The 22,833-nt window shown below is 70.1% G+C and carries 20 protein-coding genes; 13 read left to right on the plus strand and 7 right to left on the minus strand.

What is annotated here, in order from left to right; genetic code table 11:
- The first annotated feature begins 157 nt into the window (after positions 1 to 157).
- The 6 genes from mtrA to secA all read left to right on the plus strand — a co-directional run bounded on the left by mtrA (position 158) and on the right by secA (position 8,846).
- Positions 158 to 838, plus strand: coding sequence for an MtrAB system response regulator MtrA (mtrA, locus tag ACFWN7_RS14760; protein WP_376939589.1), 681 nt, complete (start codon positions 158 to 160; stop codon positions 836 to 838).
- A 7-nt stretch (positions 839 to 845) separates the two neighbouring features.
- Positions 846 to 2,531: an MtrAB system histidine kinase MtrB gene (gene mtrB, locus ACFWN7_RS14765; RefSeq protein WP_376939591.1), complete on the plus strand. Its 1,686-nt coding sequence runs from the start codon at positions 846 to 848 to the stop codon at positions 2,529 to 2,531.
- Positions 2,524 to 4,197 carry a hypothetical protein gene (locus tag ACFWN7_RS14770; protein WP_376939592.1) on the plus strand — a complete coding sequence of 558 codons (1,674 nt, stop codon included), beginning with the start codon at positions 2,524 to 2,526 and terminating at the stop codon, positions 4,195 to 4,197. Before mtrB ends, ACFWN7_RS14770 begins: the two co-directional genes overlap by 8 nt.
- Positions 4,198 to 4,294: 97 nt before the next feature.
- A complete protein-coding gene (locus ACFWN7_RS14775; RefSeq protein ID WP_376939593.1) occupies positions 4,295 to 5,071 on the plus strand; it encodes a phosphoribosyltransferase family protein in 777 nt (258 codons plus the stop codon).
- Between the two features lie 23 nt (positions 5,072 to 5,094).
- Positions 5,095 to 5,796: a ribosome hibernation-promoting factor, HPF/YfiA family gene (gene hpf, locus ACFWN7_RS14780; protein WP_376939594.1), complete on the plus strand. Its 702-nt coding sequence runs from the start codon at positions 5,095 to 5,097 to the stop codon at positions 5,794 to 5,796.
- A gap of 257 nt (positions 5,797 to 6,053) precedes the next feature.
- On the plus strand, positions 6,054 to 8,846 hold the full coding sequence (gene secA, locus ACFWN7_RS14785; RefSeq protein ID WP_376939595.1) for a preprotein translocase subunit SecA: 2,793 nt from the start codon (positions 6,054 to 6,056) through the stop codon (positions 8,844 to 8,846).
- A gap of 64 nt (positions 8,847 to 8,910) precedes the next feature.
- On the opposite strand, the gene ACFWN7_RS14790 is transcribed toward secA, so the two are convergent.
- A complete protein-coding gene (locus ACFWN7_RS14790; protein ID WP_376939596.1) occupies positions 8,911 to 9,309 on the minus strand; it encodes an Rv3235 family protein in 399 nt (132 codons plus the stop codon).
- A gap of 223 nt (positions 9,310 to 9,532) precedes the next feature.
- Between ACFWN7_RS14790 and ACFWN7_RS14795 the strand changes: the two genes are divergently transcribed.
- Positions 9,533 to 10,132, plus strand: coding sequence for a hypothetical protein (locus ACFWN7_RS14795; RefSeq protein WP_376939598.1), 600 nt, complete (start codon positions 9,533 to 9,535; stop codon positions 10,130 to 10,132).
- A gap of 13 nt (positions 10,133 to 10,145) precedes the next feature.
- Here the strand turns inward: ACFWN7_RS14795 and ACFWN7_RS14800 are convergent, their stop codons facing one another.
- A complete protein-coding gene (locus ACFWN7_RS14800) occupies positions 10,146 to 10,439 on the minus strand; it encodes a helix-turn-helix domain-containing protein (RefSeq protein WP_376939599.1) in 294 nt (97 codons plus the stop codon).
- 121 nt (positions 10,440 to 10,560) lie between these two features.
- Here ACFWN7_RS14800 and ACFWN7_RS14805 point away from each other — a divergent pair, with 121 nt between their 5' ends.
- The 3 genes from ACFWN7_RS14805 to ACFWN7_RS14815 are packed head-to-tail and all read left to right on the plus strand — an operon-like array spanning position 10,561 to position 13,952.
- A complete protein-coding gene (locus tag ACFWN7_RS14805; RefSeq protein WP_376939600.1) occupies positions 10,561 to 11,190 on the plus strand; it encodes a hypothetical protein in 630 nt (209 codons plus the stop codon).
- On the plus strand, positions 11,190 to 12,437 hold the full coding sequence (locus tag ACFWN7_RS14810; RefSeq protein ID WP_376939601.1) for a CpaE family protein: 1,248 nt from the start codon (positions 11,190 to 11,192) through the stop codon (positions 12,435 to 12,437). Before ACFWN7_RS14805 ends, ACFWN7_RS14810 begins: the two co-directional genes overlap by 1 nt.
- A 21-nt stretch (positions 12,438 to 12,458) precedes the next feature.
- Positions 12,459 to 13,952, plus strand: a complete 1,494-nt coding sequence (locus tag ACFWN7_RS14815) for a sensor histidine kinase (RefSeq protein WP_376939602.1) — start codon at positions 12,459 to 12,461, stop codon at positions 13,950 to 13,952.
- Positions 13,953 to 13,998: 46 nt separating this feature from the next.
- Here ACFWN7_RS14815 and ACFWN7_RS14820 read toward each other — a convergent pair whose 3' ends face one another.
- On the minus strand, positions 13,999 to 14,247 hold the full coding sequence (locus ACFWN7_RS14820; RefSeq protein WP_022881603.1) for a WhiB family transcriptional regulator: 249 nt from the start codon (positions 14,245 to 14,247) through the stop codon (positions 13,999 to 14,001).
- A gap of 228 nt (positions 14,248 to 14,475) precedes the next feature.
- On the opposite strand from ACFWN7_RS14820, the gene ACFWN7_RS14825 reads away from it, so the two are divergent.
- Complete coding sequence (locus tag ACFWN7_RS14825) at positions 14,476 to 14,910, plus strand: hypothetical protein (RefSeq protein ID WP_376939605.1); 435 nt, start codon at positions 14,476 to 14,478, stop codon at positions 14,908 to 14,910.
- A 3-nt stretch (positions 14,911 to 14,913) separates the two neighbouring features.
- On the opposite strand, the gene bcp is transcribed toward ACFWN7_RS14825, so the two are convergent.
- Genes bcp through aroA form a run of 3 tightly spaced genes read right to left on the minus strand, consistent with a single transcriptional unit; the run spans position 14,914 to position 17,824 of the window.
- Entirely contained in the window at positions 14,914 to 15,390 is a 477-nt protein-coding gene (bcp, locus tag ACFWN7_RS14830) for a thioredoxin-dependent thiol peroxidase (RefSeq protein ID WP_376939606.1), read from the minus strand.
- A 29-nt stretch (positions 15,391 to 15,419) separates the two neighbouring features.
- The gene (gene rsgA / locus ACFWN7_RS14835; protein WP_376939607.1) at positions 15,420 to 16,457 is read right to left on the minus strand and encodes a ribosome small subunit-dependent GTPase A; all 1,038 of its coding nucleotides are present in this window, start codon (positions 16,455 to 16,457) and stop codon (positions 15,420 to 15,422) included.
- Complete coding sequence (aroA, locus tag ACFWN7_RS14840; RefSeq protein ID WP_376939608.1) at positions 16,454 to 17,824, minus strand: 3-phosphoshikimate 1-carboxyvinyltransferase; 1,371 nt, start codon at positions 17,822 to 17,824, stop codon at positions 16,454 to 16,456. The genes rsgA and aroA overlap by 4 nt, the downstream gene beginning before the upstream one ends.
- Positions 17,825 to 17,861: 37 nt before the next feature.
- Between aroA and ACFWN7_RS14845 the strand changes: the two genes are divergently transcribed.
- Both ACFWN7_RS14845 and rsrA read left to right on the plus strand, forming a co-directional pair.
- Complete coding sequence (locus ACFWN7_RS14845; protein WP_376939609.1) at positions 17,862 to 18,599, plus strand: sigma-70 family RNA polymerase sigma factor; 738 nt, start codon at positions 17,862 to 17,864, stop codon at positions 18,597 to 18,599.
- Positions 18,596 to 18,853 carry a mycothiol system anti-sigma-R factor gene (rsrA, locus tag ACFWN7_RS14850; RefSeq protein ID WP_376939610.1) on the plus strand — a complete coding sequence of 86 codons (258 nt, stop codon included), beginning with the start codon at positions 18,596 to 18,598 and terminating at the stop codon, positions 18,851 to 18,853. Before ACFWN7_RS14845 ends, rsrA begins: the two co-directional genes overlap by 4 nt.
- A 104-nt stretch (positions 18,854 to 18,957) precedes the next feature.
- Here the strand turns inward: rsrA and ACFWN7_RS14855 are convergent, their stop codons facing one another.
- The gene (locus ACFWN7_RS14855) at positions 18,958 to 22,704 is read right to left on the minus strand and encodes a multifunctional oxoglutarate decarboxylase/oxoglutarate dehydrogenase thiamine pyrophosphate-binding subunit/dihydrolipoyllysine-residue succinyltransferase subunit (RefSeq protein ID WP_376939611.1); all 3,747 of its coding nucleotides are present in this window, start codon (positions 22,702 to 22,704) and stop codon (positions 18,958 to 18,960) included.
- Positions 22,705 to 22,833: the final 129 nt, after the last annotated feature.

Below are 22,833 nucleotides of genomic sequence, written 5' to 3' on the forward strand. Positions count from 1 at the left end.
TTTCGCATGGCCGGCGACGTGGCGCGGACGTCGGCGGCACACCGGATCGCTCAGGCGCCATGCAGCGGTCGTTCGGCCGGCTCACGGCTCCGAACGACTACAGTGGAGCCACTGCCATCGGCCGCCCACCGGCGACGGCCAAGACGGAGACGAACGGATGACCCCACGCGTACTCGTCGTCGACGACGACACGGCCCTCGCGGAGATGATCGGCATCGTGCTGCGCACCGAGGGCTTCGATCCGGCGTTCTGCGCGGATGGCACCGGCGCCCTCTCGGCGTTCCGCGAGACGAAGCCCGACCTCGTGCTCCTCGACCTCATGCTGCCGGGCATCGACGGCATCGAGGTCTGCGGGCGCATCCGGGCCGAATCGGGCACGCCGATCATCATGCTCACGGCCAAGTCCGACACGGCCGACGTGGTCAAGGGCCTCGAGTCCGGCGCCGACGACTACATCGTGAAGCCGTTCAACCCCAAGGAGCTCGTGGCGCGCATCCGCACCAGGCTCCGTCCCACCCCCGATCCTGTCGCCGAGACCCTCGCCATCGGCGACCTGACCATCGACGCGGCCGGACATGAGGTGCGCCGCGGCGACGAGCGCATCGGCCTCACCCCGCTCGAGTTCGACCTGCTGCTCACGCTCGCCTCGAAGCCGCAGCAGGTGTTCACCCGCGAGATGCTGCTCGAGCAGGTCTGGGGCTACCACTACAAGGCCGACACCCGGCTCGTGAACGTGCATGTGCAGCGGCTCCGCGCGAAGGTCGAGCACGACCCCGACAACCCGCGCATCGTGATGACCGTGCGCGGCGTCGGCTACCGGGCCGGCGCGACGACGTAGGCCGCGCATGATCGCGGCCGACGCCTCCCCGATCTTCGCCGCCGGTTCGTGGCGTGAGACCCCGCGCCGTATCGCGGCGCTCTGGCGTCGTTCGCTGCAGTTCCGCACCGTCCTCATCACGCTCGGGCTGTCGGGGCTCGCGATCGCCGTGATCGGGCTCTACATCTCCTTCAGCGTCGCCTCGAACCTGTTCCAGGACCAGCGCGAGCGCGTGCTCGAGGCGTCCAACAGCGCCACCAGGGCGGCGCAGCTCATCCTCGATTCGTCGGATGCCTCCGACCGGGCGTCGCTCCAACTGCTCATGAGCTCGGCGATCAACACGGTCTCGAGCGTCTCGGGAAGCACTGACGTCGCGCTGTTCCGCGAACCCGGGGCGACGCCCGTGCTGATCGCCCCGCCCGACCGGCTCAGCCCGCGCCTCGGCGGCGGCGTGATCACGCCCGAGCTGCGCGACCAGGTGCAGGAAGACCCGGGCGGTCAGTACTGGCAGTCCGTCTCGCTGGCGGATGCCGACGGGGCGACGTCGCCGGGCATCGTCGTCGGGAGCGACCTCGATGTCCCGGCCGCCGGGCGCTACGAGCTCTACATCGGCTACAACCTCGGGGAGGCGGAGCAGACGCTCGCGTTCATGCACCTCACGGGACTCATCGGCGCCGCTGCGCTGCTCGCGCTGCTCAGCGCGATCACGCTGGTCGTCGTGCGCTGGGTCATCGAGCCGATCCGCACGACCGCGGCGACGAGCCGGCGGCTCGCCGCCGGCGACCTGGGCGTGCGCGTGCCCGAGAAGGGCGAGGACGAGCTGGCGGCGCTCGCGGCATCCTTCAACGGCATGGCCGACAGCCTTCAGGCACGCATCCGCGAGCTCGCGGAGCTCTCGGTCATGCAGCAGCGGTTCGTCTCCGACGTCTCGCACGAGCTCCGCACGCCGCTCACGACAATCAGGCTCGCCGGCGACGTGCTCTACGGCCAACGCGAGGACTTCCCGGGGCCGACGTCGCGAACCGTCGAGCTCCTGCACACCCAGACCGACCGCTTCGAACGACTCCTCGCCGACCTCCTCGAGATCAGCCGGTACGACGCCGGGTCGGTGACCCTCACGATCGAGCCGACGAACCTCGTGCACCTCGCGGGCGACGCGATCGAGTCGATGCACGAGCTGGCGCGGGAACGCGGCAGCGAACTGCGGCTCGTCGCCCCGGGCGGCCATCTCGACGCGGACGTCGACCCGAGGCGCATCCGCCGCATCGTGCGCAACCTCCTCGGCAATGCGATCGAGCACGGCGAGGGACGCCCGATCGTCGTCGCGATCGACAGCAACGAGAACGCGATCGCGCTCTCGGTGCGCGACTACGGCCTGGGCATGAACGAGGAGGATGCGGCGCGCGTGTTCGACCGGTTCTGGCGGGCCGAGCCGAGCCGGATGCGCACGATCGGCGGCACCGGCCTGGGCCTCGCGATCTCGCTCGAAGACGCGGTCGCCCACGGCGGCTCGCTCGACGTATGGTCGGAGCCAGGCAAGGGCTCGGTGTTCCGGCTCACCCTTCCGAGGACCCCGGATGCCGCGGCCGTCGTGTCACCGCTGCCGCTCCAACCCGAGGATCCGGGTGCCGCCGGTCCGACGGCGACCGGCGCGGTCGGGGCCGTCGAGCCCGTCGGTCCCGCAGTCGCGCGAGGGGAGCAGCACGATGCGTAGACGCCTGCTCGCGGCATCCGTCGCCCTGGTCTGCCTCGTGCTGTCGGGGTGCGCGACGATCCCCGGCTCGGGTTCGGTGCAGCGGGGCGACCCCGCGCTCGTCGACTCGTCGGTCGACCTCGACTTCATCGTGCAGGGCCCCGCGGACGGCGCGACGCAGCTCGAGATCCTCGACGGGTTCATCTTCGCGGCGCAGAGCCCGCGCAACAACTACCAGGTCGCCCGCGAGTTCCTGACGCCGGGGTTCGCCGACGAGTGGCAGGCCGACGCCCGAGCCACGATCGATGTGCTCGCCGACCGCGACGAGGAGGTGGTCGACGAGGCGACGATCCGCGTCGACGCGACCCCCGCAGCCTCGCTGGGCGACAACGGCCAGTACGAGGAGCCCGACTCGCGCACCCCCATCCCGCTCGACTACCGGTTCGAGCAGGTCGACGGAGAATGGCGCATCTCGAGCGCGCCGGCCGGCCTGCTGATCGACCAGGTCAGCTTCGCCCAGGTGTTCCGCGAGTACACCCTCTACTTCTTCGATCCGACGTTCCGCTATCTCGTGCCCGACGTGCGCTGGTACGCCGGCCGTGACTCGGCGCAGACGAGCATCGTGCGCTCGCTCCTCGCCGGACCCGCAGAATGGCTGGCGCCGGGCGTCGTCTCGGCGTTCCCCGAAGGCATGCAGCTGGAACCGGCGGCGGTGCCGGTGGTCGGCGGCGTCGCCGGCGTCTCGCTCACGGGCGCGGCCTTCGACAACCTGCGCGCCGTGCAGCGCATGCAGGCGCAGCTCGACGCGAGCCTGATCGGGGTGCGCAACATCGACGACGTCGACCTCACGCTGAACGGGGCCGACCCCGACGCGCCGCCGCTCTCGGATCCGCCACTGAAGAATCCCCGCGTGGACCCGCGCGCGGTCGTCTTCGACGGCGAGACGTTCGGCTATCTCGCGGTCTCGGGGGAGGGCATCGACCCGATCCCGGGACTCTCACCGCAGGTCGCCGCGCTCGCCCCCACCGGCGTCGCCCTCGGCCCGGGCGGTTCCTCCGCGGCGGTCCTCAATGCGCAGGGCGTCTCGATCGTACGTACCGGCGATGAACCGGTGCTCCTCGACCCGCGTGCGGATCTCGTGACGCCGGCCGTCGACGGCGAGGGGGTCGTGTGGTCGGTGCCCGCCGGGGCACCCGACCAGCTCGTGTGGTTCGCGCCCGACGGCACCTCCGATCAGGTCGCCGTGCCGTGGAGCGGAACGTCGATCGCCGCGATCGAGGTCTCGCGCGACTCGACGCGCATCGTGGCGCTCCTTGCCGACGGGGCGGGCACGCACTTCGTCGCCGCTTCGATCGAACGCGAGGGCGACGGCCGGCCTGTCGCTCTGGGCACCACGCCGCTGCGACTCGACGACGTCTCGGGCACCCCGCTCGACGTCGCGTGGCTGGACGCGCGCACCGTCGCCTCGATCACGGGCCTGCCCGACGGCACGACGCGCATCGTCACCCAGGAGCTCGGCGGGTTCTCGAGCCAGCGCGACGGACCGGACGGCGGCGTGCTCATCGACGGCGGCAACAGCGACCTTCGCGCGCTCACGGCGAGTGGCGAGCTCGGCGTGCCGAGCGGCGTCGGCTGGCAGGTGCGCGCGACCGGCATCCGTCTGATCGCCCCGCAGCAGCCGGGCTGATCCACTCGTCCTCCACCTCTCCGATCCGACGCGGGCGCCGCACGACGTGCGGTCCCGTCGTGGCCGACGCGGCGGTGCGGGTGACACTCGGAGGGTGATGCCTCCTCCCGCACCGATCGCACCGCGCGTCCTCGCCGCCGTGCGAAGCGCGGCGCTCGACGCGCTCGCCGTGCTGGTGCCGGTCACCTGTGTCGGCTGCGCCGCCGCCGACCGCGCGGTCTGCGGCGACTGCCGCCTCGCCCTCCTCGTGACGCCCCGCCTCGTCGAGCGGCCGGTCCTCGGCGCGGCCTGGGCAGGTCTCGAGTACTCGGGCAGGGTCGCGAACGCGATCGGCGCGTTCAAGGACGGAGGGCGAACGGATGCCGCGGGCGCGCTCGCAGGCGCGCTCGGCACCGCGATGGCGGCGGCCCTCGTCGGCGTGCCGCGGGGATCCGTCGAGGTGTGCACGGTGCCGTCGACCGCGGACGCGATGCGGGAGCGGGGGTACGCGCCGGTCGAGCTCCTGCTCGCCCGCCGCGGCATCCGCTCGTCGCGGGTACTGCGTCTCGCACGTGCACGGAGCGACCAGGCGGGGCTCGGGGCCGACGGCCGCCGTGCGAACGCGGCCGGGACGCTGAGGGCCCGTGAGACGCTCGCCGGACGGCGATTCCTGCTCGTCGACGACGTGCTGACGACCGGCTCCACCCTCGTCGAAGCACGACGGGCGTTGGCCGCAGCGGGCGGCTCGGTCGCGGCGATCGCAGTGCTCGCCGAGACGCCGCTGCGACGTTCCGTGGGTGCGGCGAACGCACGGGACGGACTCCGTGACATTGCCGCGCAAGGGGGCTACGGTGGCAGGACAGGCGTGGTCGATCCGCCCTTCAGCCCCGGGTGACACGCCGGTAGATGGAGGTCGTCATGGAACTGAACATCGTCGGACGAAACCTGGGAGTCACCGACCGATTCCGCGCCTACGCGGAGGAGAAGTCGGAGAAGGTCACCAATCTCGCCGAACGAGCCATCTCCCTCGACGTGAAGCTCAGCCGTCACAATGAGAAGAACGGCAACACCGGCCTCGACCGCGTCGAACTCACCCTCGTCGGCAAGGGCCCCACCGTGCGGGCCGAGGCCGACGGCTCAGACAAGTACGCCGCGTTCGACGTCGCCCTCGGGCGTCTCCTCGAGCGCATCCGCCGCGCGAAGGACCGCCGAAAGGTCCATCGCGGCCAACGCCGGCCCACGTCGCTCCGCGAGGCCACCGACATCGGGTTCAGCGAGGTCGGAGTGCAGGCCGCAGCTCCCGAAGTGCTCGAACAGGTGCGTACGGGCAGCATTCCGGTCGTCGACGAGAACCACCAGGCGACCGAGGAAGACGAGGTCTACTGCCCTGTGGTCATCCGCCGCAAGGTGTTCGCCTCCAACCCGATGACCGTCGACGACGCCCTCTACTTCATGGAACTCGTCGGCCACGACTTCTACCTCTTCGTCGACGCCGAGACGGGGCGCCCGAGCGTCGTCTACCGCCGCAAGGGATGGGACTACGGCCTGATCGGCCTCGACGACCGAGCGGATGCCGAATCCGGCGGGTCCGCACCCGAACTGCAGCGGGCGACCGCCTGACGCTGCGCGCTCCGCATCCCGCTCGCTGAGCCTGTCGAAGCGAGGCCCTTCGACAGGCTCAGGGCACGGGGCCGGTTCACCGCTAGCATGGTTATGATGACCGTCTGCACGGCGGCAACGGGCATGCCCGCCAGTCCCACCCGAGGAAGTTCCACCCGAGGAAGTTCCTTCCGAGGGCTGTTCCACCGAGGGCTGTTCCACCGAGGGCTGTTCCACCGAGGAACACGGCGGCGCCCGACGACTACAGGAGAACATTCGTGGCTTCGATTCTGGAAAGGGTCCTCCGCGTCGGCGAGGGTCGCACCCTCAAGCGACTGGAGAACTACGCAGCGGCGATCAACGCCCTCGAAGACGATTTCCAGGCGCTCACCGACGACGAGCTGAAGCACGAGACCGTCGAGCTGCGCGAGCGCTACGCAGGCGGCGAGTCGCTCGACGACCTGCTGCCCGAGGCGTTCGCCGCGGTGCGCGAGGCGAGCCGCCGCACCCTCGGCCTGCGTCACTTCGACGTGCAGCTCATGGGCGGGGCGGCCCTGCACCTCGGCAACATCGCCGAGATGAAGACGGGCGAGGGCAAGACCCTCGTCGCGACGACCGCCGCCTACCTGAACGCGCTGACCAGCCGTGGCGTGCACATCGTCACGGTCAACGACTTCCTGGCGAGCTACCAGTCCGAGCTCATGGGTCGCGTCTTCCGCGCGCTCGGCATGACCACCGGATGCATCGTCGCCGGCCAGACGCCCGCGGTGCGCCGTGAGCAGTACGCCGCCGACATCACCTACGGCACGAACAACGAGTTCGGCTTCGACTACCTGCGCGACAACATGGCATGGCAGTCGGGCGACATGGTGCAGCGCGGACACAACTTCGCGATCGTCGACGAGGTCGACTCGATCCTCATCGACGAGGCGCGCACGCCCCTCATCATCTCGGGGCCCGCGTCGGGCGAGGCGAATCGCTGGTTCAGCGAGTTCGCGGGCCTTGCGAAGCGACTCGAGCCCGGCGAGGACTTCGAGGTCGACGAGAAGAAGCGCACCGTCGGCGTGCTCGAGCCCGGCATCGAGAAGGTCGAAGACTACCTCGGCATCGACAACCTGTACGAGTCGGCGAACACGCCGCTCATCTCGTTCCTGAACAACTCGATCAAGGCGCGGGCCCTCTTCAAGCGCGACAAGGACTACGTCGTCATGAACGGCGAGGTGCTGATCGTCGACGAGCACACCGGCCGCATCCTGGTCGGGCGCCGCTACAACGAGGGCATCCACCAGGCGATCGAGGCGAAGGAGGGGGTGCAGGTCAAGGCCGAGAACCAGACCCTCGCCACCGTCACGCTGCAGAACTACTTCCGCCTCTACGCGAAGCTCTCGGGCATGACGGGCACCGCCGAGACCGAGGCCGCCGAGTTCATGTCCACCTACAAGCTCGGGGTCGTGCCCATCCCGACGAACAAGCCCATGGTGCGCATCGACCAGTCGGACCTCGTCTACAAGAACGAGGAGTCGAAGTTCGCCCAGGTGGTCGACGACATCGTCGAGCGCCACAAGAACGGCCAGCCGGTGCTCGTCGGAACGACGAGCGTGGAGAAGAGCGAGTACCTCTCCCGGCTGCTCGCCAAGAAGGGCGTGCGGCACGAGGTGCTGAACGCCAAGAACCACGCCCGCGAGGCCGCCATCGTCGCACAGGCGGGCCGGCACGGCGCCGTCACGGTCGCGACGAACATGGCCGGTCGCGGAACCGACATCATGCTCGGCGGCAACGCCGAGTTCCTCGCCGTGCAGGAGATGCACGAACGCGGACTCAGCCCGGTCGACACCCCCGACGAGTACGAGGCGGCCTGGGACGAGGTCTTCGAGCGGGTCAAGGCCGCGGTCGCGGTCGAGGCCGAGAAGGTGCTGTCCGCCGGTGGCCTGTACGTGCTCGGAACCGAGCGCCACGAGTCGCGTCGCATCGACAATCAGCTGCGCGGCCGTTCGGGCCGTCAGGGCGACCCCGGCGAGAGCCGGTTCTACCTCTCCCTCACCGACGACCTCATGCGCCTGTTCAACGCGGGTGCGGCCGAGAGCCTCATGTCCCGCGGGGTTCCCGACGACGTGGCCATCGAGTCGAAGGTCGTGACGCGCGCCATCCGCTCGGCGCAGTCGCAGGTCGAGGCGCGCAACGCCGAGATCCGCAAGAACGTGCTCAAGTACGACGACGTGCTGAACCGCCAGCGCGAGGCCATCTACGGCGACCGGCGGCACATCCTGGAGGGCGACGACCTCCACGAGCGCACGCAGACGTTCCTCGAGAACGTCATCGACGAAGTGCTCGACGTGCACACCGCAGAGGGCAACCCCGACGAGTGGGACTTCGACGCGCTCTGGACCGAGCTCAAGACGCTCTACCCGATCGGCATCACGATCGACGAGGTCGTCGCCGAGGCCGGCGAGAAAGGGCGCGTGAACCGCGACTTCATCCGTCGCGAAATCCTCTCGGACGCCAAGCTCGCCTACGAGCGACGCGAGCAGCAGCTCGGCAGCCCTGCCATGCGCGAGCTCGAACGTCGTGTCGTGCTGTCGGTCATCGACCGTCGCTGGCGCGATCACCTCTACGAGATGGACTACCTGAAGGACGGCATCGGCCTCCGCGCCATGGCGCAGCGCGATCCGTTGGTGGAGTATCAGCGCGAGGGGTATGCGATGTTCCAGCAGATGATGGGATCGATCCGCGAGGAGACGGTCGGGTTCCTCTTCAACCTCGAGGTGGAGGTCGCACCGCAGGCCGGCGTCGGCGGCGCGACCATCGAGGCGAAGGGACTCGGGCGCCAGGGGGCATCCGACGACAAGCTGAGCTACTCCGCCCCGAGCGACGCCGGCGGCGTCGAGGTGCGCAACCAGCGCGGGCAGGTGCAGCAGGCGGCGACGCAGCGCGCACGGCGCGCGGTCGCGCAGGCGCAGGCGCCCGAGGTGGAGCCGGCGCGTGGCGCGTTCGGCCAGCGCACCGACGGCGGCGGACAGTCGCAGCCCCAGAACCGCGCCGAGCGCAGGGCGCAGGAGCGCAAGGGCGGCTGAGCCGAGCATCGGCCCGCGCCGGGCAGGGCGCGCGTCCGGTGAACGGTGGTCGGCCAGGCGAAGGTCAGAGCACGCCGATCGCGCTCGCGCGCCAGCGCTGGTCGAGTCCCTCGAGCCGGATGGCGACCGCGCGCGACCTCGGGCGCTGGTGCACCATGATGACGGCTTCGACGACGCCGTCGGCCGGCTCGCACGTGATCACGTTGCCGATCGAGAACGCAGGCCGTCGGGGTGCCTGCCCCTTGGCGCGGCGCGCTCGCGAGGCGAGCACGACGCGCTTCGAGAGGTTGCGGTACACGTCGTCGGTGACCCAGCGCGCGAGCTGGTCGAGGTCGCGAGCACCCGCGAGCACCTCGATGACGCAATGGGTGAGATTCCGCAGCAGCGGCTCGGGATCGGGAAGCTCGCTGCGGCGGGAAGGCTGCCGGGCGAAGTAGTCGTCCTCGTCGTCGAGGAACTGCACGGTGGATCCTCGAACGACGGTGCGTGCAACGGCAGGGCGTGCGGTCATCAGTGCTCCAGAAGGGGGTCGCGTCGACATCGGCCGACCTCGGAATCACCCCCGATCGGGGGTGATCGGGTGATCCCTGACTGAACCGTATTCAAGCGGTCCGAATCGTGTCAAGCGAATTCGCGGCCTGTGGAAAACGATCGGGTAACGCTGCATCCCGGGGTAACGTGCGTGCATGCGCTGGGACCTGCTCTTCGACGACCTGGAGTCGCAAATCGATCAGGAGCAGCGCGATGAGGAGCGCGCGCTCGCGATCGAGGAGGAACGGCTTCGGCTCGGTCGCCTGACGCTCCGCGATCGCCTGAGCGCCATGTCCCGTGCCGCCGGCGACGACCCGGCGGCCTCAGTGAGGATCGAGCTCCGAGGAGGGCGGGCGCTCGACCTTCGGCCGCTTTCCTTCGGTCGCGACTGGCTGAGCGCCGCGGTGCGCGGTGGGCAGCAGACGGCCACGCAGTGCGTGGTGCCGTTCGCCGCGATTGCGTCGATCCATCCGACTCGGGCGCAACTCGACCCGAGCCTCTTGCCCTCGCCCGAATCGTCGACCCGGCTCGCGGAGCGCATCGGGTTGTCATTCGTGCTGCGAGACCTGTCTCGCCGCCGCATGCCGGTACATCTCACCACCGACGACGTCACGGTGCACGGCACGCTCGATCGAGTCGCGCGTGACCACATCGACCTCGCGCTCCACGAGTCGGGAACCCCGCGTCGGGACCAGGAGGTGCGAGGCTACCGCATCGTCCCGCTCGAACGAATCGTGCTCGTCGAGTTCGGCTGAAAGCAGCCGTACGTCAGTCGACCGGGCGGAGGTGCCCGGAACGAACCCCCGAGAGCTCCGTCGTGTTCGCGAACTCGCCCTGGTTCCACAGGGCGTGGCGCCGCGTCTGCTCGTACTGGTCGTCGATCCACACCTCGAGTTGGGCGCGCTCGACCCGCCACGGACCCGAACTGCCGACACGGATGGCGGGAAGCTCGCCCGACCGTATCAGTTCGTCGACGGTCGCGACATCGACGGCGAGGAGTTCTGCCGCGTCGGCGACGGTGAGGAACCGGCCGATCTCGTCACCTGAACCGGGAGAGGTCATGTGTCGATTATCGACCCGCGGCGCCGAGGCGTCTGCGGGTGTGGATAACTTCTGGGCGTCCTCTCGGAATCGCGTCACGATGGATGCCGGCGCGACACGCGCCGCATCTGGAAGGAGCACGATGGCCCGTCGAACCGATCGCGCGGATCGAGGCGCACTTCGACTCGACCCGCGGCTGCTCATCGGCATCGTGCTGATCGCCGCCTCGACGGCGGGCGTGTGGGCACTCGTCTCGGGGTTCGACGACGCCATCGAGGTGTACTCGGTCCGCGACACCGTCACACCCGGAACCCCGATCGCGGCCGCCGATCTCACCGTGGAGTCGGTTCGTCTCGGTGCGACCGCCGACCACTACCTCGCCCCCGGCGACCTGCCCGACGGCGGACTGGTGGTCACGCGCACGATGGAGGCGGGCGAGCTCGTGCCCGACTCGGCCGTCGACTCCGTCGACCGAACGGGCCTCGCGACGGTCGTGGTGCCGAGCCGCGGCGCGCTGCCGAGCGGCCTCGGCGCGGGCGCGACGGTCGATGTCTGGGCGGCGCGACTGGTCGACCGGGGCAGTTACGAGCCGCCCGCGGTGCTCGTCGCCGGTGCCGAGATCGCGGGTGTCCAGGAGCCCGAAGGCATGGTCGCGACGGGCGGCGTCTCCGTCGAGCTCCTCATCCCGCGTGAGAAGGTCGCGGCGGTACTCCAGGGGCTCGCCGCCGGCGACGCGATCGACCTCGTGCTGGCACGTACGGGTGCAGACTGATGGCTCGGCTCGCCCTCGCGCTCGACCCCGGCACAGAGGATCGGTTGCTCGCCGATGCCGTCGAGCACGGCCATGTCGTCGTCGCCCGGCTGGTGAGCTGGCGAGACGTCCTCGAGAACCTCGACGTGCTCGGCCCCGAGGTGGTGCTCGTCGGCGCCGGCCGCGACACGCTGGGGGCCGAGCTCCTCACGGCGTGCGACGATCGCGGCATCCGGCTGATCGCGCTCGCCGCAGGCGACGCCGAGCGGGCGCATGCAGCGCAACTCGGCCTGCACGAGGTGGTCGACCGTTCCGCGAGCTGGCGTGAGATCGAACCGCTCGTGCGCGGCGGGGTGCCGGTGCCGACACGCATCGGCGACACGTCGCCGCGTGAGCCGCGCACAGCCTCGACGATCGCCGTCTGGGGGCCCGCCGGTGCGCCGGGCCGCACGACGATCGCCGTGAACCTCGCCGCGGAGATCGCCGCCGCCGGCCACTCGGTCGCGCTCGTCGACGCCGATCCGTACGGCGGTACGGTCGCCCCGTCGCTCGGCCTGCTCGACGAGGCGCCCGGTCTCGCCTCGGCCTGCAGGCTCGCCGCCGGGGGAGCGCTTGATCGCGCCGAGCTGGAGCGCATCGCCCAACGGTACTCGGCTCCCCGCGCCTCGTTCGACGTGTTCACCGGTCTCGTGGGCCCGAGTCGGTGGCCCGAACTGGCGGCCGACCGCGTCTCCGCCGCCCTCGAGGCCATCCGCGGCTGGGTCGAGTACGTCGTGATCGACACGGGCTTCAGCCTCGAGCGCGACGAGGAGCTGACGAGCGACCAGTTCGCCCCGCGGCGCAACGCGGCCACATTCGCCTCGCTCACCGTTGCCGACCGCGTGGTCGCCGTCGGGCTCGCCGATCCGGTCGGCCTCTCACGACTCCTCCGCGGGCACGGCGACCTGATCGATTTCGTCGAGCCCGAGCGAATCGACGTCATGGTGAACCGCGTTCGCACGCGCGCTCTGGGCATCGATGCGCACGCCCAGGTGCGCCAGACGCTCCGGCGTTTCGGGGGCATCACCGATTCGGTCATGCTTCCGCACGACGGAAGGGCCGCCGACGCGGCCATCCTCACCGCGCGCACCCTCCGCGATGCCGCGCCGCGGAGCCCGCTCCGCACCGCGGTCCGCGACTACGCACTCGAGCGACTCCTTCCCGTGCCCGAACCGGTGAGGCGGCGTGGCTTCGCGTTCGCACCGATGCGACGGGCGGCCACCGGCTGAGCCGCGCACTACGCTGGATCTGTGTCGACCCTCAGTGATCTCGTCCTCGCCCAGGGCCGCAGCAGTCAGGCCGACGTCGACTGGCTTCACATGCTCGTCGGCGACCTGCAACTGCTCGCCGACCTCGCCTTCGCCGACATCGTGCTCTGGGTGCCGTCGGGCGACGACGACTTCGTCGCGGTCGCTCACTCCCGGCCGTCGAGTGCGGCGACCCTCTTCTACCGCGACTTCGTCGGACAGCCGATCAAGTCGCAATGGCAGGAACTCGTGACGCGTGCCTTCGAGGCGTCGCAGATCGTCGACTCCTCCGCACCGGACTGGTACGAGGAGATGCCCACGCGCGTGCGTGCCGTTCCGGTGATGCGCCGGGTCTCGGCGGCCGTCACGGAGCTTGCGACCGAGCCCGTCGCCGTCATCACCCGCCACACGAATCTCGGCGCCACGCGCACGCCGAGCCGCCAGGAGCTCACGTTCAACGAGTGCGCCGAGGAGCTCTTCCAGATGATCGCCTACGGCGACTTCCCCGACCTCGGTGCGCCGACCGGTCCGCGGCGCGGCGCACCTCGCGCATCCGACGGCCTCATCCGCCTCGATGTCGACGGGGTCACGACGTTCGCGAGTCCGAACGCGCTCTCGGCGTTCAACCGCATGGGCTTCGACGACGAACTCGAGGGGGAGTCGCTCGCCGAGGTCATGACGCGGCTCCTCAGTGGCAAGCTCGTCGTCGACGAGTCGCTCCCGCTCGTGGTCACGGGTCGTGCGCCATGGCGCACCGACGTGGAATCGCGCGGCGTCACCGTCACGCTGCGGGCGATCCCCATCCGGCACCGAGGCGAGCGTGTCGGGGCGATCGTGATGAGCCGCGACGTCACCGAGCTCCGGCACCAGGAGCAGGAGCTCATCACGAAGGACGCGACGATCCGCGAGATCCATCACCGCGTGAAGAACAACCTGCAGACCGTCGCCTCGCTCCTGCGAATCCAGGCACGTCGAACCCATTCCGACGAGGCACGCGAGGCGTTGACGCAGGCGATGCGCCGTGTCGGCGCGATCGCGGTCGTGCACGACACGCTCTCCGAGGGGCTCACCCAGAACGTCGACTTCGACGAGGTCTTCGACCGGGCGCTGCTGCTCGTTGCGGAGGTGGCATCGGCGCACAACACGACCGCGCACCCGAAACGCACCGGATCCTTCGGCGTGCTGCCGAGCGAATACGCGACGCCGCTCGCGCTCGCACTCACCGAACTCGTGACGAACGCCGTCGAGCACGGGCTCGCCGGTCAGGAGGGGGACGTCGAGATCACGGCCGACCGCTCGCCGACGACGCTCACGGTGCAGGTGCGCGACAGCGGCTCAGGCCTTCCCGAAGGCAAGGTCGGAGAGGGGCTGGGGACGCAGATCGTGCGCACCCTCATCCAGGGCGAGCTCAGCGGCACGATCGACTGGCATACGGTCGTCGGTCGTGGCACCGAGGTCACCATCGAGGTGCCGTTGCGCTGGATCGCGCCGGTGTAGCGCGAGCGTCCAACGTCGGCGGTTCGGCCTCCGGCGCGCCGAAGCCTTAGGATGCGCGACGCGCGCGGGCCGCGCGGCGCTTGAGGGCACGGCGCTCGTCTTCGCTCAGGCCGCCCCACACGCCCGAGTCCTGGCCGGTCTCGAGGGCGTACTGGAGGCAGATCTCGGTGACGGTGCAACGGCCGCAGACCGCCTTCGCCTTCTCGATCTGATCGACGGCGGGGCCGGTGTTGCCGACCGGGAAGAAGAGTTCCGGGTCTGCGGTGAGGCAGGCGGCCTTGTCGCGCCAATCCATGAAGATGCTCCTTGCGTGTACTTCGTTCGCAGACGCGCGCAATGGCGCGTGCCGATTCCGGCTGCTGCAGGGGGAAAGCCGAATCTCGGGAAGTAGGATCATGACTGATCGGCTCACGTCCCTGTGAGCATCAATTCGGCCTCATAAATGGTCGCATAGCGGAGAGATCGAATCAATAGCCGTGTTTGGGATTACTCTGTGAATCGCACCGACCGAAGCGACGGATCCATGCCCGAAGCGGCATTCGATTCCGGTGGTGCGAAGGCCGCACTCGTCGTCGTGAGCGGCATCCTGCTGCTCGAGGCGGCGGCGCTCGCCGCGCTCGTCGTGTGGCTCGTGATCGACCTGCTGGCGCTCGAACCGGCGTCGTACGCGACCGCGATCGCACTGCTCGTGCTCGTCGTGATCGCGCTCGTGTGGGTGGGCGCGGTCGCGATCGCGTCGCTCCGGCGCGCCCCCTGGTCGCGCGCCGCGGCGATCGTGTGGCAGGTGCTGCAGCTGTCGATCGCGGTCGGCGCGTTCCAGGGGCTCTTCGCGCGCCCGGATGTCGGGTGGCTGCTGCTCGTGCCGGCCGTCACCGTGATCGGGCTGCTGCTCTGGCCGCCCGTGCGGCTCGCATTCGCGCGGGGCGACGGCGCGGCATCCGAGCCCGACGACGAATGACGATCAGGCCGCGAGGCCGAGCTCCCGGCGCACGCGAGCGACGTGGCCGGTGGCCTTCACGTTGTACCAGGCGCGCTCGATGCGACCGTCTTCGCCGATGACGAACGTCGAGCGGATGGCGCCGACGACGATCCTGCCGTAGAGCGACTTCTCGCCCCATACGCCGTACCGCTGCTGCACGGCGAGGTCTTCGTCGGACAGGAGCGTGTAGTTCAGGCGGTCGCGCTCGGCGAAGCGCTTCAGCTTGTCGACCGGATCCTTCGAGATGCCGACCACCCGCACTCCGGCCCCGGCGAACGAGTTCAGGTTGTCGCGGAAGTCGCAGGCCTCCGTCGTGCAGCCGGGGGTCATCGCCTCGGGGTAGAAGTACAGCACGACGCGGGATCCGCGCAGGGACGAGAGGGCGACGGGCCGGCCGTCCTGGTCGTCGAGGGTGAAGTCGGGGGCGAGGTCGCCGGGGGCGAGGCGTGCGTCGGTCATCCGTCAATCGTAGGCAGATCGGCTGGATGTCACGCGAACGTGTCGAGCAGCCGCTGCAGGGAGTCGAGGCGTGCCCGGCCGGTCTCGCCCAGCTCGCCGGCGTCGACCGCCTCGTTGAGCGCGCAGTCGGGCGAGTCGGGAAGGTGGGTGCACCCGCGGGGGCACAGCTCCGCGACGCGTGCGAGGTCGGTGAACGCACCGAGGATGTTCGCGCGGTCGACGTGGCCGAGGCCGAACGAGCGCACGCCGGGGGTGTCGATGACCCAGCCCGTGCCGCCGTCGCCGTCGACGCGGAGGGAGATCGTCGACGAGGACGTGTGGCGCCCGCGACCGGTCACCGCGTTGACGCGCCCGATGGCACGATCCGCCCCCGGCACGAGCGCGTTCACGAGGGTCGACTTGCCGACACCCGAGTGGCCGACGAAGACCGTCCGGTGTCCGATGAGGTCGTGCGTGATCTCGGCGAGCGGCATCCGGTCGGTGCTCGAGCGGAACACGGGGAGGTCGAGACCGGCGAAGTTCTCGAGGAACTCCGCGGGGTCGGCGAGGTCGGTCTTGGTGATGCAGAGGAGGGGCTGGATGCGGGCGTCGTACGCCGCGACGAGGTAACGGTCGACGAGGCGGATCCGCGGCTCCGGGTCGGCCGCGGCGACGACGATGAGCATCTGGTCGGCGTTCGCGACGATCACCCGTTCGACCTCGTCGGTGTCGTCGGCGCTGCGCCGGAGGAGGGTCGAGCGCTCGCCGATGCGCACGATCCGTGCAAGCGTGCCGGGCTCGCCGCTCGTGTCGCCGACGAGGTCGACGCGGTCGCCGGTCACGACCGACTTGCGGCGGAGCTCGCTCGCGCGGGCCGCCGTGATCTCCCGCTCGTCGGCTCCGCCGTCATCGACGAGCACCGCATAGCGGCCCCGGTCCACGCCGAGGACGATGCCCTGCACGGCGTCGGCATGCTCCGGCCGCATCTTCGTGCGCGGCCTCGAGCCGCGACGGTTGGGACGCACGCGCACATCGGACTCGTCGAACTCGGGCTCGTCCTCGTCGTCGTCGGCGTCCCACCAGCTCATGCGAGCATCTGCTCCCAGAGGCTCGTGAACTGCGGCAGGGTCTTGCCGGTCGAGGCGATGTCGTCGACGACGACGCCCGGCACGGCGAGTCCGACGATCGCACCGCTCGTCGCCATGCGGTGGTCGGCGTAGGCGCGCCACGGACCGGCGTGCAGCGGCGCCGGCTCGATGCGGAGGCCGTCTTCGAGCTCGGTGACGCGTCCACCGAGCCCGTTGAGCTCGGCGACGAGCGCTGCGAGCCGGTCGGTCTCGTGGTGCCGGATGTGCCCGATGCCGGTGAAGATGCTCGGCTCGTCGGCGAACGCCGCGAGGGCGACCAGGTTGGGCACGAGCTCGCCCGCCTCGGACAGGTCGAGTTCGACGCCCCGGATGCCGCGTCCGCCCCCCTGCGACGGCTCGGGTGCCCGCACCGTGAGCCGGTCGTCGTCGAGCGTCACCGTGGCGCCGAAGCGGGGGAGGAGGTCTGCCAGACGCGCGCCCACCTGGGTCGTCTCGGCGGGCCAGCCCGGGATCGTCACATGCCCGCCCGCGACGAGCGCGGCGACGAGGAACGGCGCGGCGTTCGAGAGGTCGGGCTCGATGTGCACGTCGATCGCCCGGATCGGCCCGGGCGCGACCTGCCAACGGCCGGGCTCGGGGGAGGCCACCTCGACGCCTCGGACCCGGAGCGTTTCGATCGTCATCTCGATGTGCGGCAGGCTCGGCAGCCGCTCGCCCGTGTGCCGGAGGTCGAGGCCGCGCTCGAACCGGGCGGCGGAGAGGAGCAGGCCCGACACGAACTGGCTCGACGCCGAGGCGTCGATCTCGAGTGCGCCGCCCTCGACCCGGCCGGTGCCGTGCACCGTGAACGGCAGCGCACCCCGTCGGTCGTCGTCGAGGTCGACGCCGAGCGCGCGCAGCCCGAGGATCGACCCGCCCATGGGTCGCCGGCGTGCGCCCTCGTCGCCGTCGAACATGGTGGGCCCGAGCGCGAGGGCGGCCACCGGCGGCAGGAAGCGCATGACCGTGCCGGCGAGGCCGCAGTCGATGGTCGTCGACCCGAGCAGCTCGTCGGCCGGGACGACGCGCAGATCGTCGCCGAAGCCGCCGGTTCCCGGCATCCGCTCGAATCGGGTGCCGAGCGCGCGGAGGCCCTCGACCATCAGCTCGCTGTCGCGGGACCAGAGCGGGGCGCGGAGGGTCGACGGGCCGTCGGCGAGGGCGGCGAGCACCAGCTCGCGGTTCGTGAGGGACTTCGAGCCGGGCAGCGCCACGACGGACGCGAGCGGGCCGGTGGCGACGGGCGCACGCCATCCGTCGTCCGTCTCGGTCTGCCTGGCGTCGCCGTACGGATCGAACTCGGGTGCGGAATACCTCGAAATCTGCATCGGTTATCAACAGTAGCGTCAGGGAACGCGGAAGGAGATGGTGCGCGTGTCGCTTGCGTTGCTCGAACGCCCGGCGAGGGTTCCGGCAGACGATCTAGGATGGCCGGTGATGACCCCAGACGAGACCGACACCACGCCGCACGACGACGCCGCCTCCGACGAGAGCCGGTCGCTCGGGGAGCTCTTCGAGGAGCAGGCGCTACCCTTCATCGACCAGCTCTACGCGGCCGCCCTTCGCATGACGAAGAACCCGGCCGACGCGCAGGACCTCGTGCAGGAGACCTTCGTGAAGGCGTTCGCCGCCTTCGGTCAGTTCACCCAGGGCACGAACCTCAAGGCATGGCTCTACCGCATCCTCACGAACACGTTCATCAACACGTACCGCAAGAAGCAGCGCGAGCCCTACCAGGGCACCATCGACGACCTGGAAGACTGGCAGCTCGGCGGTGCCGAGTCGACGACCGCCCGCTCGAGCCGCTCGGCCGAGGCGGAGGCGATCGACCACCTGCCCGACAGCGCAGTGAAGGACGCGCTGCAGGCGCTGCCCGAGGACTTCCGGCTGGCCGTGTATCTCGCCGACGTCGAGGGGTTCTCCTACCAGGAGATCGCCGACATGATGAACACCCCCATCGGCACCGTGATGAGCCGTCTGCACCGTGGCAGGCGGCTGCTGCGCGAGTCCCTCGCCGACTACGCCCGCGAACAGGGTTTCGCGGCGGGCGAGCCCGCGCGACGACCCACCAGGAGGCAGAGCATGCCAAGGAGTTCGAGATGACCGACTGCGGTTGCGACAAGGCCAGGGCCGAGCTCGAAGAGTACCTCCACCACGAACTTCGTCGGGAGGATGCCGCGGACATCCGTGAGCACGTGGAGAGCTGCGCCGACTGCCGGGCGGAGCTCCGCATCGGCGTCGCCATCACCGAGGTCGTGCAGCGTGCCTGCAAGGAGAGCGCCCCCGAAGAGCTGCGCACGGTCGTGCTCGCCCGTATCCGCGATATCCAGTCGGGGCACGGCATCCTCGTCGACTGACGCCGGCCGACGGTCGGCCGTCAGTGCGGACGGCGTGACAGGCCGGAGGGCCGGATGCCCCGTGGCATCCGGCCCCCTTCGAGTCGCGCGTCGACGACCCGCGGCTACAGGGTGAGCGCGCGCCGGACGAGTTCGGCCTGCTCGGCGGCGTGACGCTTGGCCGAACCGGTGGCGGGCGACGCCGCCGAGGTTCGCGCGACGACCGTGACCGGGCGCGGGCCGAGCTTGTTCGTCTCGATGATGAAGTACGGCCATGCGCCCTGGTTCTCGGGCTCGTCCTGCGCCCACATCAGCTCGGCGTTCGGGTAGGAGTCCGCGATGGGCTTCAGCTCCGTGGGCAGCGGGTAGAACTGTTCGAGGCGCACGATCGCGATCTCGGGATTCGGGTGCTTCTCGAGCTCGGCGATCAGGTCGTAGTAGAGCTTCCCCGAGAGGAACACCACGCGCTTCACCGCTGCCTTGTCGGTGATGCGGGCGTCGTCGATCACCGGCTCGAAGCGACCGCTCGTGAAGTCGGCGACCTCGCTCGTCGCGCCGCGCAGGCGAAGCATCGCCTTCGGGGTGAACACGACGAGCGGGCGGCGCGGGCGGGCGTAGGCCTGGCGGCGGAGCAGGTGGAAGTACGACGCCGGCGTCGACGGGCGCGCCACGGTCATGTTGTTCTCGGCGCACATCTGCAGGTACCGCTCGATGCGGGCGCTCGAGTGGTCGGGTCCCTGGCCTTCGTAGCCGTGGGGAAGCAGGAGCACGACGCTCGAGCGCTGGCCCCACTTCTGCTCTGCCGAGGACACGAACTCGTCGATGATGGTCTGCGCGCCGTTCGCGAAGTCGCCGAACTGCGCCTCCCAGAGCACGAGGGCGTCGGCGCGCTCGACCGAGTAGCCGTACTCGAAGCCCACCGCCGCGTATTCGCTGAGCAGGGAGTCGTAGATCCAGAACCGGGCCTGGTTCTCGGCGAGGTTCTGCAGCGGCAGCCACTCCTGGCCGTTCTCGCGGTCGTGCAGCACGGCGTGGCGCTGCACGAACGTGCCGCGGCGGGCGTCCTGCCCGGCCATGCGCACCGGCGTGCCCTCGAGGAGCAGCGAGCCAAGTGCAAGCAGCTCGGCGAAGCCCCAGTCGATCTTGCCGTTGCGACTCATCTCGTGGCGCTTCGTGAGCAGCTGCTGGATCTTCGGGTGCACGGTGAACCCGGCGGGCTTGTTGCTGAACGCGTCGCCGATCACCCGGACGACGTCGTTGGAGACGCCCGTCGTCTCGAGTTCGCCGGTGGCGGGCTCCTCGACGTGGTTCTTCTCGGTCGCACCGACGATGGGGATCGCGCCGGTCTGCGCAGCGTGCGTTTCGGCGAACGCGCGCTCCATCCGGTCCTGGAAGTCGCGATGCGCCTCCTCGTACTCCTCCTCGGTGATGTCGCCACGGCCGACGAGCGCCTCGGTGTAGAGCTTGCGCACCGAGCGCTTCGCCTCGATCAGGTTGTACATGAGCGGCTGCGTCATCGAGGGGTCGTCGCCCTCGTTGTGCCCGCGGCGGCGGTAGCAGACGAGGTCGACCACGACGTCGCGCTTGAACTCCTGGCGGTAGCGGAACGCGAGCTCCGCGACCCGCACGACGGCCTCGGGGTCGTCGCCGTTCACGTGGAAGATCGGGGCCTGGATCGTCTTCGCGACATCCGTCGAGTAGATCGACGATCGGGCGTCGCCCGGCACCGTCGTGAACCCGACCTGGTTGTTCACGACGATGTGGATCGTGCCGCCCGTGCGGTAGCCGCGGAGCTGCGACATCTGCATCGTCTCGAAGACGACGCCCTGGCCGGCCATGGCCGCGTCGCCGTGGATGAGGATCGGCACGGTCGAGTAGGTGCCGATGGGCTTGCGATCCTGCTTGGCGCGCACGATGCCCTCGAGCACGCCGTCGACGGCCTCGAGGTGCGAGGGGTTCGCAGCCAGCGACACGGGGATCTGATGGCCGTCGTCGGCGGTGAAGGTACCCTCGGTGCCGAGATGGTACTTCACGTCGCCGGAGCCCGCGAAGGACTTCGTATCCTGCGTGCCCTCGAACTCGCGGAACACCTGCCCGTACGTCTTGCCCGCGATGTTGGTGAGCACGTTGAGCCGCCCGCGGTGCGCCATGCCGATGGCGACCTCGTCGAGGCCCTGCTTCGCCGCGCCCTGGAGGATCTCGTCGAGCAGGGCGATGACCGACTCGCCGCCCTCGAGGCTGAAACGCTTCTGGCCGACGTACTTCGTCTGCAGGAAGGTCTCGAAGGCCTCGGCCTCGTTGAGCTTGCCGAGGATGCGCATCTGCTCGTCGTGGGTCGGCTTCTCGTACTTGCGCTCGACCTCGTGCTGGATCCACTTGCGCTGCACCGGGTCCTGGATGTGCATGTACTCGATGCCGATGGTGCGGCAGTAGGAGTCACGAAGGACGCCCAGGATGTCGCGGAGCAGCATCTTGCGGGTGCTGCCGAAACCGCCCGTGACGAACTCGCGGTCGAGGTCCCAGAAGGTGAGGCCGTGACTGGCGATGTCGAGGTCGGGGTGCGAGCGCTGCACGTACTCGAGCGGATCGGTGTCGGCCATGAGGTGGCCGCGGACGCGGAACGAGTTGATGAGCTCCTGCACGCGGGCGGTCTTGTCGATCGCGCTCGCGATGTCGACCGAGATGTCGGGCGCCCAGCGGATCGGCTCGTAGGGCAGGCGCAGCGCCGCGAAGAGGTCTTCGTAGAAGTTGCGCTGCCCGATGAGGAGCTCGTGCACCTTCTTCAGGAACTCGCCCGATCCCGCGCCCTGGATGACCCGGTGGTCGTAGGTCGACGTGAGCGTGATGGTCTTGCCGATGGCGAGGTTCGCGAGGGTCTTCTCGGAGGAGCCCTGGAACTCGGCGGGGTACTCGAGGGCGCCCGCACCGATGATGCAGCCCTGGCCCTTCATCAGCCGCGGCACCGAGTGCACCGTGCCGATGCCGCCGGGGTTGGTGAGCGAGATCGTCGCGCCCGAGAAGTCGTCGGCCTTCAGCTTGTTCTGGCGTGCCCGCTGCACCAGGTCCTCGTACGCGGTGAGGTACTCGTTGAACGTCATCGTCTCGGCGCGCTTGATCGCCGGCACGAGGAGCGCACGGGTGCCGTCGGGCTTCGGGATGTCGATGGCGATGCCGAGCCCGATGTGGGCGGGCTTCACCATGCTCGGCTTGCCGTCGACCTCGGTGTAGTAGACGTTCTGGCTCGGGAAGTCCTTGAGCGCCTGGATGAGCGCCCACCCGATGAGGTGCGTGAACGACACCTTGCCGCCGCGCGCACGGCGGAGGTGGTTGTTGATCACGATGCGGTTGTCGATCATGAGCTTCGCCGGGATGGTGCGCACGCTCGTCGCGGTCGGCACCGTGAGGCTCTGGTCCATGTTGGCCGCGAGGGTCTTCGGCATGCCCTTGAGCGTGACGACCTCGTCTTCATGAGGGGCCTCGGCGATGACGGGCTGCGGGCTCGTGACCGGTACGTCGGCGGGCACCGGCGCCGTGCGTGGCGCGACCGAGGTGGTGCGGGCCTCGGGCGCCTGCCCGATGACGGCGGCGGGAGCGTTGGCCGACGGTGCGGCCTCGGAGGTCGACGCGGGTGCGGCGGGAGGGGCGGATGCCTCGGCGGCGGGTGCGGCATCCGTCGCCTGCGTCGTCGCCGCATCGGTCGAGCCGCCCGCCTGACCCTGATGGTAGTGCTCGAGCACGGGCCACCAGGTCTTGTCGACGGATTCGGGGTCGGCGACGTACTTCTGGTACATCTCATCGACGAGCCACTCGTTGGCTCCGTACTCGCCCGCGGTCGTCTCCTCGGACCCCGACCCGGTCAATTGGCTCGACACAGCCTCTCGCCCACTCTCTCCGTTGATGCTGGATACTCCGTCGGCGACCGGCACGTGCGCGCACGCACGCCGCGCCCGATCGCCCACCCAAGCCTAAACCCCCGCGAAGGCTCGGGGCGCCCCCTCACG

This window comes from Agromyces sp. NPDC058484, assembly GCF_042720415.1.
In the GTDB taxonomy this organism is placed as follows: domain Bacteria; phylum Actinomycetota; class Actinomycetes; order Actinomycetales; family Microbacteriaceae; genus Agromyces.

Excerpts from the sequence above, each read along its gene's own strand:
- mtrA (WP_376939589.1), top strand. The coding sequence starts at position 158 with ATGACCCCACGCGTACTCGTCGTCGACGACGACACGGCCCTCGCGGAG.
- mtrB (WP_376939591.1), top strand. The coding sequence starts at position 846 with ATGATCGCGGCCGACGCCTCCCCGATCTTCGCCGCCGGTTCGTGGCGT.
- ACFWN7_RS14770 (WP_376939592.1), top strand. The coding sequence starts at position 2,524 with ATGCGTAGACGCCTGCTCGCGGCATCCGTCGCCCTGGTCTGCCTCGTG.
- ACFWN7_RS14775 (WP_376939593.1), top strand. The coding sequence starts at position 4,295 with ATGCCTCCTCCCGCACCGATCGCACCGCGCGTCCTCGCCGCCGTGCGA.
- hpf (WP_376939594.1), top strand. The coding sequence starts at position 5,095 with ATGGAACTGAACATCGTCGGACGAAACCTGGGAGTCACCGACCGATTC.
- ACFWN7_RS14795 (WP_376939598.1), top strand. The coding sequence starts at position 9,533 with ATGCGCTGGGACCTGCTCTTCGACGACCTGGAGTCGCAAATCGATCAG.
- ACFWN7_RS14800 (WP_376939599.1), bottom strand. The coding sequence starts at position 10,439 with ATGACCTCTCCCGGTTCAGGTGACGAGATCGGCCGGTTCCTCACCGTC.
- ACFWN7_RS14805 (WP_376939600.1), top strand. The coding sequence starts at position 10,561 with ATGGCCCGTCGAACCGATCGCGCGGATCGAGGCGCACTTCGACTCGAC.
- ACFWN7_RS14810 (WP_376939601.1), top strand. The coding sequence starts at position 11,190 with ATGGCTCGGCTCGCCCTCGCGCTCGACCCCGGCACAGAGGATCGGTTG.
- ACFWN7_RS14820 (WP_022881603.1), bottom strand. The coding sequence starts at position 14,247 with ATGGATTGGCGCGACAAGGCCGCCTGCCTCACCGCAGACCCGGAACTC.
- ACFWN7_RS14825 (WP_376939605.1), top strand. The coding sequence starts at position 14,476 with ATGCCCGAAGCGGCATTCGATTCCGGTGGTGCGAAGGCCGCACTCGTC.
- bcp (WP_376939606.1), bottom strand. The coding sequence starts at position 15,390 with ATGACCGACGCACGCCTCGCCCCCGGCGACCTCGCCCCCGACTTCACC.
- rsgA (WP_376939607.1), bottom strand. The coding sequence starts at position 16,457 with ATGAGCTGGTGGGACGCCGACGACGACGAGGACGAGCCCGAGTTCGAC.
- aroA (WP_376939608.1), bottom strand. The coding sequence starts at position 17,824 with ATGCAGATTTCGAGGTATTCCGCACCCGAGTTCGATCCGTACGGCGAC.
- ACFWN7_RS14845 (WP_376939609.1), top strand. The coding sequence starts at position 17,862 with ATGGTGCGCGTGTCGCTTGCGTTGCTCGAACGCCCGGCGAGGGTTCCG.
- rsrA (WP_376939610.1), top strand. The coding sequence starts at position 18,596 with ATGACCGACTGCGGTTGCGACAAGGCCAGGGCCGAGCTCGAAGAGTAC.